This window comes from Enterococcus aquimarinus (assembly GCF_001885765.1).
Taxonomy (GTDB): domain Bacteria; phylum Bacillota; class Bacilli; order Lactobacillales; family Enterococcaceae; genus Enterococcus_I; species Enterococcus_I aquimarinus.
In genome coordinates this window covers 71,599-83,920 of record NZ_JXKD01000005.1, presented here as the reverse complement: position 1 = coordinate 83,920, position 12,322 = coordinate 71,599, and the positions used below count along the sequence as shown (strand labels likewise).

The window sequence follows — 12,322 nt, the reverse complement described above, 5'->3', positions numbered from 1 at the left end:
AAAACGAGCACTTTTTTCAATCGCCTTTTCAGCGGAAAAAGAGTGATTTTAAAAATGAACGTATCCATCATCAAGAAAAATTTAGCCCTTTCTAGCAACTTCCTTGACTATTTGAAACAATGTCGTAAAATCAATAAGTTGTCCTTCTCTTTTTCTTGACTAATTTTTCCTTTTTTGATAAATTATAGCTCGGAGATTAAATCGTAATGATTCCTATTTATGAAAAGAGGATTAAAATGGTAAAGAAATTGATGGCCCTTAAGATAATGATACTAGCAAGTAGTTTCTTTTTAGTTAGTTGTGGCCAAGCTACCATACCAGAGGAGACTGAATCCATCCGTATAGTGGCGACCTTTTATCCGATGGTTGAATTTACTAAAGCCGTTGTAGGCGAAATTGGCGAGGTTGAATTGTTGATACCTGCCGGGACAGAGCCGCATGATTATGAACCTAGCGCCAAGGATGTCGCTAAAATCCACGATGCAGACGCCGTTGTTTATAATAGTCAGGTATTTGAAACCTGGATGAACGATATCAAAAGCAATTTGGATGTCACGCAAACAAATGTGATTGAAGCGAGTGAAGGAATTGAACTATTAGCGATTGAAGAAACCGATCACCCAGAAGCGTCCGATGAAGACGGTCATCTTCACAGTCAAGATCCGCATGTCTGGCTTGATCCAATTTTGGCAATCGAACAAGTAAGACAAATTCAATCGTCTTTAAGTGAACAATTTCCCGAGCATGCATCTTTATTTAAAGAACAAAGCGAAAGCTATATTAAAGAGTTAGAGGCACTTGATCAAGCTTATCAGACAGCAACCGCGCAGGCAAAAAATCGAACATTTGTCACACAACATGGTGCATTTTCTTATTTAGCAAAGCGCTATAATCTGACGCAAGTAGCCATTACGGGTATCGCTTCGGAGGGCGAACCAACACCTAGTCGATTAGCTACATTAAAAACATTCATCCAAGATAACGCGATTAATGTCATTTATTTTGAAGAAAATACATCTGGAAAAGTTGCTCAAACGTTAGCCAAAGAAACTGGCGTTAAACTTTCAGTCTTAGCAACGATTGAAAGTTTAACAAAAGAACAACAAGCTAATGGCGAAAGTTACCTCTCTATGATGAAAGAAAATTTAGAAGCCTTAACATTAAGCATTCAGTAGGAGGGAAAATATGCGCTACATTGAAGTCAAAGATTTAACGTTTTATTACGATGAAGAACCTGTCTTAATGGGTGTCAACTACCATGTGGATGAAGGAGAATTTGTCATTTTAACCGGCGAAAATGGTGCGGCAAAGTCTACCTTAATCCGTTCAACACTCGGTTTATTGACCCCAGCTAAAGGCGAAGTTTATTTAGCTAAAAAAAATAGCAAAGGAGAACCATTAAGTGTCGGCTACATTCCTCAACAAATCTCGTCCTTCAATGCGGGATTTCCTAGTACGGTCCTAGAACTTGTGCGTTCAGGTCGATATCCTAGAGGACGCTGGTTTAAAAAGCTCACAACAAGAGATCACGAGCATGTCCAAAAAGCCTTGGAGTCGGTTGGGATGTGGGATATGCGCCATAAGCGAATTGGGGAGTTATCAGGCGGGCAAAAGCAACGAATCAGTTTGGCACGGATGTTTGCAACCGATCCTGATTTATTTATTCTCGACGAGCCAACAACAGGGATGGATGAACAATCTCGGCGAGAATTTTATCGCTTATTGCGACACAGTGCGCATCAACATAAAAAAGCGATTTTAATGATTACCCATGATCACGAAGACATTAAAGATTTTGCTGATCGACAAATTCGTTTAGTTCGAAAGGAGGATACACAGTGGCGTTGCTTTCATATGAGTTCATGAGAATTGCTTTTGTAGCAGCTCTTTTAATTGCGGGAATTGCTCCGATTTTAGGTGTCTTCTTAGTCATTCGACGACAATCGTTAATGGCGGATACCCTCTCACACGTTTCGTTAGCTGGGGTCGCATTAGGTTTTTACTTACAACTAAATCCAACGTTGACCACTTTATTGATTGTTGTAACAGCAGCAATTATCTTAGAGTATTTACGCAGTGTCTATAAAACCTATTCAGAAATATCAACTGCTATTTTAATGTCAGGAGGCTTAGCCACTGCCTTAATTTTAATGAATTTAAGTGAAGGCTCTTCTGCGATGAGTATGCAAGCCTATCTCTTTGGTTCGATCGTGACCATTACAAAAGAACAAGTCTACTTATTAGCCGCCTTATTTGTCATTACACTGATTGCCTTGATATTATTTAAAAGACCGATGTATGTCTTAACGTTTGATGAAGATACCGCTCATGTCGACGGTTTACCCGTACGGCTGATGTCGATCCTATTCAACGTGTTAACTGGTGTAGCGATTGCTGTGATGATTCCGATTGCCGGTGCGTTATTAATCTCTGCCATTATGGTATTGCCAGCAGCGATTAGCATGCGACTGGGTAAAAGTTTTAATATCGTCTTATTTCTAAGTGTGTTGGTCGGCTTGATTGGAATGCTTGGTGGATTAACGGCCTCTTTTTACTTAGATACGCCGCCAGGAGCGACAATCACGATGATTTTTATTCTTTTATTTTTGTTCACGAGTCTTTTTAGACGAGCACTTTCAACATACCGAAGAATAAAAATGACAAAACGAGAAGAATTAAGTTAAAAAGCGAAAGTTTTTTAACTTAATTCTTCTTGTTGTTCAGTTATCACGAACATTTTTTATAAAAATAGAGAAAATGCTCGAAAAAAATCAAAAAAGACTATATAATGAATAAGAAGAAAATAGAGGAGTTGAATTTTGTGAAAATTCGTCGTAGTGAACGATTAATTGATATGACTTATTACTTATTGGATCACCCCCATAAATTAATTTCATTAACGTATTTTGCCAAACGCTATGAATCAGCAAAGTCATCCATTAGTGAAGATTTAGCGATTGTGAAAAAAACATTTCAAACACGAGGAACGGGCGTCTTAAACACCATCCCTGGTGCAGCTGGAGGTGTGATCTTTATTCCAGTCATCACGGAAGAAGCGGCTAAAGAATATATTACTGCACTATCCGAACGATTATCCGAGCAAGATCGTTTATTACCAGGTGGCTATGTCTACTTATCTGACTTATTAGGAGATCCAACCTTACTTCGCCAAATTGGGCGCATTATTGCATCAAAATATATCGACAAAGAAATCGATGCCGTCATGACCGTCGCTACTAAAGGTGTGCCCATCGCACAAGCCGTGTCTTATTATTTAAATGTTCCCTTCGTCATTGTCCGTCGTGATTCAAAAATTACCGAAGGCTCAACGGTTAGTGTCAATTATGTTTCCGGTTCTTCGGAACGAATTGAAAAAATGGAACTGTCAAAACGTAGCTTGAAACGAGGCTCACGTGTCTTAGTCGTCGATGATTTCATGAAAGGCGGCGGTACGATTAACGGGATGCAAAGTCTGATTGAAGAATTTGAAGCAGAATTAGTTGGCGTCACCGTTTTTGCGGAAGGGAATTTCAAAGGTAAGCGAGCAATCGCCGACTATCATTCATTGTTATTTGTCGAGTCAGTCGATACCCAAACAAAAACAATTAAAGTCGTTCCAGGAAATTACTTTGACGAACAGCCAAAAAAATAATATAATACCTACAAGAAGTTACGACAGTTATCTGTCGTAACTTTTTTTAAACAAAAATAAAAAAGCGGTTACATTTTTAAACGTATCATGATTTTCACTCATGAACGTCTTAAAAAAAAGAAAATTTGCAGGTTAAAATTGGAGGAAGTATTCATCGAAAAGACACTCGTAATCATAAAACCCGACGGTGTAAGACGTCAATTAATCGGAAAAATTCTACAGCATTTCGAGCAAAAGAATCTTAGAATTTTGGATCTTAAAATGGGAGTTCTAACCAAAGAACAATTAGAAGAACATTATCAGCATTTAAAAGAGCGGCCTTTTTTCCCAGAATTATTAGCATATATGCTTTCAGGTCAAGTCGTAATTGGTATTTTAGAAGGTGAAGACGCTGTCGATAGCGTTCGTAAAATCGTGGGTGCGACGAATCCCTTAGAAGCACAATCCGGGACAATTCGAGCTTTATATGGCACAAGTCAAACTGAAAATGTGATTCATGCCTCTGATAGCGTAACGTCGGCAGCAGATGAAATTCAACGTTTTTTTAAGTAAATAATATCGGTATAATCCGTGGTAACACAATCTTTTATTGAAAATACGAGAAACATGAGCTACACTGAAACAAGTAAAAAGAGGAAATGGAGTGGTTCTCGTGGATACACGTTACGCAATTATTTTAGCGGCTGGTAAAGGAACACGAATGAAATCAAAATTATATAAAGTTTTACATCCTGTTTGTGGACAGCCCATGGTCGAGCATATTTTACAAAAAGTGACTGATACAAAACCAGCAGAAGTGGTGGCCATTGTCGGACACGGTGCCGATAAAGTACAAGAGCAATTAGGAGATCGTTGTGTTTATGCTTTACAAGAAGCGCAGTTAGGAACCGGACATGCCGTGTTACAAGCAGCGCAATTTTTGGAAGGAAAAAAAGGCACAACATTAGTCATTAGTGGCGATACGCCATTATTAACAAGCCAAACGCTCAATCACTTATTTGAGTATCACTTAGGGAAAAATGCTTCCGCAACGATTTTAACTGCGCAAGCCGAGGATCCAACTGGTTATGGTCGTATCATTCGTGACCACGTCGGTATTGTTGATCGAATCGTTGAACAAAAAGATGCTACCGTTGAAGAAGCGCGCGTCACAGAAATTAACACGGGAACCTATTGCTTTGATAATGAATTACTGTTCTCAGCTCTTGCTAATCTCAATACAGACAATGCCCAAGGTGAATATTATTTAACAGATATTATTGAAATTTTGAAAAATGAGGGCCATAGCGTAGCCGCTTATCAAACAGAAGATTTTAATGAATCTTTAGGGGTGAACGATCGTGTGGCATTAGCTTATGCCAATACCGTGATGCGTGAGCGAATTAATCATCAACACATGTTAAACGGCGTAACATTAGTAGATCCTGCGACAACCTTTATTGATGCAGACGTTGTGATTGGTAGCGACACTGTGATTGAAGGAAACGTTACGATTAAAGGAAAAACCGTCATCGGTGAAGACTGCGTGATTACAAATGGTTCGCAAATCGTTGATAGCCAAATTGCGGATGCTGTCGTGATTAAAGCTTCCGTTGTCGAAAACAGTATTATTCATCAACAAGCAGACGTTGGCCCTTATGCCCATCTCCGCCCCCATTCAGAAATTGGAGCGAAGGCTCATATCGGGAATTACGTAGAAATTAAAAATGCCACAATTGGGGAAGAAACAAAAGTCGGACACCTGACTTATGTTGGGGATGCTACGTTAGGTCGAGAAATTAACGTCGGTTGTGGTGTGGTCTTTGTGAACTATGATGGCAAAAGTAAATTCCGCACAACTGTAGGCGATCGTAGTTTCGTCGGCTCAAACGCGAATCTAGTAGCGCCATTAACGATTGAGGCTCATACTTTCATCGCAGCGGGGTCTACTATCACCAAAGATATCCCTGAATATGCGATGGGAATTGCGCGTTCACAGCAAGTCAACAAAAAAGAATTTGCTAAGAAATTACCGTATTTACAGTAATAATACTTGATTTATTCGCTTAAAATGACTACTATTTATGATGAAGATGATTCCAATTCACATAAGTAGTAGTCATTTTTTTATTGGAAGGGAAAGAAAGTGGAGGTTTCTCATGTCAAATCATTATTTTGATCCAAGATTAAAAATTTTCGCGTTAAACTCAAATCGTCCGTTAGCAGAAAAAATTGCTGCAGCGGTAGGAGTAGAACTAGGAAAGTGCACCGTTAAACAATTTAGCGATGGTGAAATTCAAGTAAACATTGAAGAAAGTATTCGTGGCGCACACGTTTATATTATTCAATCAACAAGCAGTCCGGTTAATGATAACTTAATGGAATTATTGATTATGATTGATGCGTTAAAACGCGCAAGTGCCAAAACAATTAACGTCGTGATGCCTTACTATGGCTACGCGCGTCAAGATCGTAAAGCACGTTCACGTGAACCAATTACCGCTAAATTAGTTGCAAACATGATTGAAAAAGCCGGAGCAGATCGAATGGTTACGTTAGACCTTCATGCTTCACAAATCCAAGGATTTTTTGATATTCCTGTCGATCACTTAATGGGAGCTCCACTAATTGCGAACTATTTCTTAGAACAAGGCATTTCCGGTGACGAAGTGGTTGTTGTGTCACCTGACCATGGTGGTGTAACACGCGCGCGTAAATTAGCCCAATTCTTAAAAACACCAATTGCGATTATTGACAAACGTCGACCAAAAGCCAATGTTGCTGAAGTCATGAACATTATTGGACATGTCGATGGCAAAATTTGTGTCTTAATCGATGATATGATCGATACAGCGGGGACAATTACCTTAGCAGCCAATGCCTTAAAAGAAGCTGGCGCTAAAGCAGTCTACGCGTCTTGTACGCACCCTGTGTTATCCGGTCCCGCAATGCAACGCATCCAAGACTCTGCGATTGAGCGTTTAGTCGTAACAGATTCCATTAATTTGCCAGCCGATCGTCGTATCGAAAAAATCGATGAAATCAGTGTCGGTAACTTGATGGGTGAAGCGATCAAACGGATTCATGAGAATAAACCGGTTAGTCCATTATTTGAATCAATGGCTAACATCGATAAATAATAAAAAATAGTCCCACTCTTTTAAAGAGTCGGACTATTTTTTTAATTATTTTTAATCTAGTTCGAGTTGACCCGTAGCTAATTGGTAGTAAGTGCCTTTTTTCGCTAACAGCTCTTCGTGATCGCCACGCTCGATGATGGCGCCTTGATCTAAGACGATAATCACATCGGAATTTTGAATCGTCGATAAACGATGGGCGATAACAAAAACCGTACGACCTTTCATTAACGCATCCATCCCATTTTGAACGATACGTTCCGTCCGCGTATCAATGCTTGAGGTCGCCTCATCTAATACCATCACTGGCGGATCCACAATGGCGGCACGCGCAATGGATAAGAGTTGACGTTGCCCTTGAGAAAGACTTCCCCCATCGCCTGTAATGACCGTATCGTAGCCCTGAGGAAGATGAGAAATAAAGTAATCCGCATTAGCCAGTTTCGCAGCTGCTTCCACTTCTTCATCTGTCGCATCGAGTTTACTATAGCGGATGTTATCCCGGATCGTACCGGTAAAGAGGTGGGTATCTTGCAAGACAATTCCTAGCGAGCGACGGAGCGATTCTTTTTTGATATCTTGAATATTGATGCCATCATATAAAATTTCACCTTGATCGATATCGTAAAAACGATTAATTAAATTAATAATGGTTGTTTTTCCAGCACCCGTAGCTCCGACAAAGGCAATTTTTTGCCCAGGTTTTGCAAAGAGTGAAATTTCTTGTAGAATTTTTTTATCTGGCGTATACGAAAAATCTACTTTTTCAAAACGAACATCTCCTGTTAATGGAATATAGCGAAAAGTACCTTCGGGTGTCGCTTGTTTCCACGCCCAATGATTCGTTTGCGCGCTACATTCTTTGATTTCACCCTCAAGATACTCCACGTTAACCAAGGAAACCGTCCCGTTGTCGACTTCGGAAGGCTCATCCATGAGTGTAAAAATACGATCGGCTCCGGCTAGAGCCATAATAATAAAATTGATTTGCTGAGAAATTTGACTCACAGGCATGTTAAGTGAACGGCTTAGTTGTAAAAAGGCAGCAATGCCACCAATGGTTAACGCGCCTACGCCATTGATACTTAAGAGACCTCCAACAATGGCAATTAGCACATATTGGATATTTAATAAATTCATCATGACAGGCATTAAAATATTGGCATAACGGTTTGCTTTTGTTGTATTCTCCGCTAATCGGTCGTTTAGTTCCGTAAACTCTTCAATCACGACCCTCTCATGGTTAAAGACTTTAATGACTTTTTGACCATGCATCATTTCTTCAATGTAGCCATTGACTTCCCCTAAGGCTTCTTGTTGCCCTTTAAAATAGCGACCGCTGAGTTGACTCAACGTCCGAATCGTCAGTCCCATCAGACTTACCGATAATAATACAAAAACGGTCAACGGAAAACTAACTGACAACATCGCGACAAACACACTGACTAGCGTGACGATTGCTTGCATGAGCTGCGGCGCACTTTGAGACAACATTTGACGCAATGTATCAATATCATTGGTATAATGACTCATGACATCACCTTTTGAATGCGTATCAAAATACGCCAACGGTAAGGTTTCCATATGAGCGAAGAGTTCATCTCGAATTTTCTTTTGTGTCCCTTGGGAGATGGTTACCATTAATTGATTAAAAGTAATCGAAGTCAGCACCCCTAATAAATAAATTAGTCCCATAATCAAGACCGCTTTTAATAGACCAGAAAAATCGGGCGCACCACTCGCAGCAAGTAATGGCGTGACATGATCATCAATGACGACTTGTAAGAAAAGTGATCCTTGAACCGTTGCAAAAGCTGTAATCAAGATGCAGATTAAAACGATTACTAATTGCCACGGGTAGTCTTTGATTAAATAATTCATTAAACGCATTAACGTTTTTAATTGCGCTGTTTTTTTATGTTCCGTTTTATTCATGGACCGCACCAAATCCTTTCTGTTGCGATTGGTAAACTTCTTGATAAATTTGGTTCGTTGCCAACATTTCAGCCGGTGTCCCAACACCATTGATTTTGCCTTCTTCCATCACAATCACCAGATCGGCTTGTTCCACCGAGGTAATGCGTTGGGCGATAATAATTTTGGTCGTATCTGGAATCGTTTGATAAAAAGCTTGTTGGATGAGTGCATCGGTTTTCGTATCGACGGCACTCGTGGAATCATCTAAGATTAAGATCTTTGGTTTTTTAAGGAGCGCTCGTGCAATCGTGAGACGTTGTTTTTGTCCCCCGGAAACATTCGATCCCCCTTGTTCAATATACGTATCATACCCATTTGGAAAACGTTGAATAAATTCATCGGCTTGGGCTAACTGACATGCTTCAATCAACTCTTGATCGGTTGCTTGCTCATTCCCCCAGCGTAAATTTTCTTTAATCGTTCCTGAAAAAAGGACATTATTTTGTAAGACGACAGAGACACTATCACGTAAAGCCTCTATCGAATAGTCTTTAACGTCTTGTCCTCCAACTTTTACTTGGCCGCTCGTCACATCGTACAAACGAGGAATGAGTTGAATTAAACTCGTTTTCCCGCTACCAGTACCACCAATAATCCCTACCGTTTGACCAGATTGAATCTGGAAATTGGCTTGTTTTAAAACAAGTTTCTCTTTATCATCAGTATAACTAAAATCAACATTTATAAATTCAACCGAGCCATCGGTAATGGTTGTCAGCGGATTGCTTGAATCGGTTAAATCACTTTTTTCATCCAAAACTTCAAGGATTCGTTCGGCAGAGGGGCGTGAGATGATTAGCATCACAAAGACCATCGACATCATATTCAAGGCAACTAAAATTTGCATCACATACATGAACATACTCATCAACTCACCCGTTGTAAGGGATCCTGCAACAATCAAATGTGCTCCAATCCAAGAAATTAAGAGTAGACACGTATAAATCGCGATTTGCATCACTGGTTGGTTAAAGGCCACAATGCGCTCCGCTTTTGAGAAGGCGCGATAAATCGTACTGGAGACGTCGGTAAATTTTTGAACTTCATGCTCTTCTTTTACGTAAGACTTCACAATACGAATGCCTTGCAAGTTTTCTTGAACTACTTGATTTAAGTGATCGTAAATCCGAAACACTTGTTTAAATGCCGGATGGGCAAATTTAATAATTAAAAATAAACCTAACGCTAAAAAAGGAATGATAAATAAAAACGTCAAAGCTAACTGATCATTTAGTCGAAAAGCCATTAAGATGGAAAAGATAAACAAAAGTGGACTACGGACTAAAATTCGAATGGTCATCTGAAAAGCATTTTGGACATTGGTAATGTCAGTCGTCAAGCGCGTGACTAAACTAGAAGTAGAAAAACGATCAATATTCGCAAAAGAGAATTGTTGAATATTCTCAAACACTTGTTGTCGAATATTTTTAGCAAAGCCCGCGGAAGCCGTTGCTGCGTAGCGCGCGGAAAGCATTCCAAAAATTAGCGCTAAAATCGCACACAAAATCAGGGCGCTCCCGATCCACAGAATATCTGTTTGACTTTTTCCGGTAATACCGCGGTCGACAATCATCGCCATCAGTAACGGGATAATGACATCAAGAATCACCTCTAATGTCACAAAAAATGGGGTGAGCAAGGCTTCTTTTTTATACTCTCCCACATACTTGAGTAAATTTTTTATCATAAATAAGAGCTCCTTTATTCGATTTGATTCATCGTCACAAACAAAACTCTCTCTCATTGCTAGAGCAATTCGAGAGAGTACATCTGTAAGATCTATCCTTTATTGTCTTGAAATTTTTACTAATTGTCAATCAAACACGCCTTTTTTTTTAGATTTTATCGCTTGATGCAAGTAACGACCTTTTCCACAGAACAAAAGAAAGCATTTCCCTGGTCATTTTCAGAAATTATGCTATGATAGTTTTGTAATAAAAATTAAATAGAATCTGATCACAAAGGGGAGCCAATGCGCTGAGAATGAGTCTTACTCTAAACCCTTCGTACCTGTTTCGGTTATGCGAACGTAGGAATTGTGTCGAGTTGAAGTATAGATATTATGCTTCTCCTTTGTGAATTGTGATGATTCGAAAAGGAGGGCTTTTTTTGATACACGGAAAAACAAGAATGATGGTGGAAGGCACTATTATCGCCGCACTTGCGATGGTATTGTCGTTCATTCCAACGAATATTGGAGCGAGTTTTACGATTTCACTCGGACAAATTCCAATTGTGGTCTACGCATTACGTCGTGGATTGAAGCCAGCTTTATTAGCTAGCTTTGTTTGGGGGATTTTACATTTCCCATTAGGTCAAGTTTATTTTTTAAGTGTCCCGCAAGTACTCATTGAATATTTATTAGCGTATTTGTTTGCCGGTTTTGCTGGTCTTTTTGCTTACAGGCTTCATCAAGCGATTCGTGAAGGACGGACCAATCAAACCATCCATATCTTAATATTAGCAAGTTTAGTGAGTGCATTTACGCGATTTTTTTGGCACTTTGTAGCCGGTTGGATTTTTTGGGGCCAGTATGCCTTATGGGGCATGTCACCGGTAATTTTTTCATTGACAATGAATGGTCTTAGTGGCCTAGCAACAGGAATTGTGACTAGCATAGCGGTTGTTCTGTTATATAAAGTGATGCCACGATTATTTTTAGTCGATTCATCCGTTCAACTTGAACAAAAAATGAATGGATAATTCAAAAAACTCTGTAAGCCATCATGGTTTGCAGAGTTTTTTTATGAAATTAGCGTATTTTTTGTTGAAAAACCAAACAATTGATCTTCGACTTTCAAACGCCATGTTTGACGATCTTGATTGTAAATTAAATAGCCCAGGAATTGCTCTTCTTCATTCTTAATGAGGGCGCGATTTAATTGTGGCGTTTCATCTACGAAATAAATAGGAATCAAAAATTCGCCATTTTCGGTATTCGCATGTTCAAATGAAAAGAAAATACCTTCTTTCATCGCCTCTTTTAATGGTTTTAAGATTTCGCTATTCACTTTACTTACCGGTTGGGCCTTCCGAAAAAAAGAGCGTCGATCATTTAATCGTTCCAACGCAATATGAGTTATTTTCGATGCTAAAATACGATAAAACTCATCTAAATAACGATAATACGTCCGGTTCAAGCCGTTTTCTAAATCAAAATACACAAAATTATTTTGCAATTTATAAAAAAATGGCGAGTATAAATGGGTCTTCATATGCCCAAAATATAAGAGTTCGGAAATTTCTAACGGGGTTAATTCTTTCAGCATCGCTAGATCGGTGAAATCAATCCATTTATTTTCTAGTAGGAGCCGATTTTTAGATAAATTTTGTAAAAATTGACTAACAGCGGCTTCTCCACGGATAATTTTCATCGTCGTATGATTCTCAAATTCTCCTAGCTCACTACTAGGATTCAATAATAAGATATTTTTAGGAGGATGGACGATCCCTCGATGAAAATCCCCTGCATTAATTCCTTGTGTTAAAACAATATTACTCGTCGTATCCAGATGGATATAAATCGATGATGTCATGCCCTTTCCCCCCTTTTTACAGCACATTGGTTCATTACTTT

11 protein-coding genes and 1 riboswitch are annotated in these 12,322 nt (G+C 39.2%); of the genes, 8 read left to right on the top strand and 3 right to left on the bottom strand.

Annotated features, from left to right (window positions below):
• Positions 1-230: 230 nt before the first annotated feature.
• The 7 genes from RU93_RS05275 to RU93_RS05245 all read left to right on the top strand — a co-directional run bounded on the left by RU93_RS05275 (position 231) and on the right by RU93_RS05245 (position 6,771).
• Positions 231-1,175 carry a metal ABC transporter substrate-binding protein gene (locus tag RU93_RS05275; RefSeq protein ID WP_379952830.1) on the top strand — a complete coding sequence of 315 codons (945 nt, stop codon included), beginning with the start codon at positions 231-233 and terminating at the stop codon, positions 1,173-1,175.
• 10 nt (positions 1,176-1,185) lie between these two features.
• Entirely contained in the window at positions 1,186-1,866 is a 681-nt protein-coding gene (locus tag RU93_RS05270) for a metal ABC transporter ATP-binding protein (RefSeq protein ID WP_071874569.1), read from the top strand.
• On the top strand, positions 1,839-2,684 hold the full coding sequence (locus RU93_RS05265) for a metal ABC transporter permease (RefSeq protein WP_071874568.1): 846 nt from the start codon (positions 1,839-1,841) through the stop codon (positions 2,682-2,684). The genes RU93_RS05270 and RU93_RS05265 overlap by 28 nt, the downstream gene beginning before the upstream one ends.
• 137 nt (positions 2,685-2,821) lie before the next feature.
• Positions 2,822-3,652: a pur operon repressor gene (gene purR / locus RU93_RS05260; protein WP_071874567.1), complete on the top strand. Its 831-nt coding sequence runs from the start codon at positions 2,822-2,824 to the stop codon at positions 3,650-3,652.
• Between the two features lie 153 nt (positions 3,653-3,805).
• Positions 3,806-4,204 carry a nucleoside-diphosphate kinase gene (ndk, locus tag RU93_RS05255; RefSeq protein WP_071874625.1) on the top strand — a complete coding sequence of 133 codons (399 nt, stop codon included), beginning with the start codon at positions 3,806-3,808 and terminating at the stop codon, positions 4,202-4,204.
• Between the two features lie 100 nt (positions 4,205-4,304).
• A complete protein-coding gene (glmU, locus tag RU93_RS05250) occupies positions 4,305-5,678 on the top strand; it encodes a bifunctional UDP-N-acetylglucosamine diphosphorylase/glucosamine-1-phosphate N-acetyltransferase GlmU (RefSeq protein WP_071874624.1) in 1,374 nt (457 codons plus the stop codon).
• A gap of 112 nt (positions 5,679-5,790) precedes the next feature.
• Positions 5,791-6,771: a ribose-phosphate diphosphokinase gene (locus RU93_RS05245; RefSeq protein ID WP_071874566.1), complete on the top strand. Its 981-nt coding sequence runs from the start codon at positions 5,791-5,793 to the stop codon at positions 6,769-6,771.
• 51 nt (positions 6,772-6,822) lie between these two features.
• Here the strand turns inward: RU93_RS05245 and RU93_RS05240 are convergent, their stop codons facing one another.
• Both RU93_RS05240 and RU93_RS05235 read right to left on the bottom strand, forming a co-directional pair.
• Positions 6,823-8,703, bottom strand: a complete 1,881-nt coding sequence (locus RU93_RS05240) for an ABC transporter ATP-binding protein (RefSeq protein WP_071874565.1) — start codon at positions 8,701-8,703, stop codon at positions 6,823-6,825.
• Positions 8,696-10,432, bottom strand: a complete 1,737-nt coding sequence (locus tag RU93_RS05235; RefSeq protein WP_071874564.1) for an ABC transporter ATP-binding protein — start codon at positions 10,430-10,432, stop codon at positions 8,696-8,698. The genes RU93_RS05240 and RU93_RS05235 overlap by 8 nt, the downstream gene beginning before the upstream one ends.
• A 265-nt stretch (positions 10,433-10,697) precedes the next feature.
• Positions 10,698-10,798: riboswitch (TPP riboswitch) on the top strand.
• A gap of 59 nt (positions 10,799-10,857) precedes the next feature.
• Between RU93_RS05235 and thiT the strand changes: the two genes are divergently transcribed.
• Positions 10,858-11,448: an energy-coupled thiamine transporter ThiT gene (gene thiT, locus RU93_RS05230; protein ID WP_211272561.1), complete on the top strand. Its 591-nt coding sequence runs from the start codon at positions 10,858-10,860 to the stop codon at positions 11,446-11,448.
• A gap of 41 nt (positions 11,449-11,489) precedes the next feature.
• Here the strand turns inward: thiT and RU93_RS05225 are convergent, their stop codons facing one another.
• Positions 11,490-12,281: a hypothetical protein gene (locus tag RU93_RS05225; protein WP_071874562.1), complete on the bottom strand. Its 792-nt coding sequence runs from the start codon at positions 12,279-12,281 to the stop codon at positions 11,490-11,492.
• Positions 12,282-12,322 lie beyond the last annotated feature (41 nt).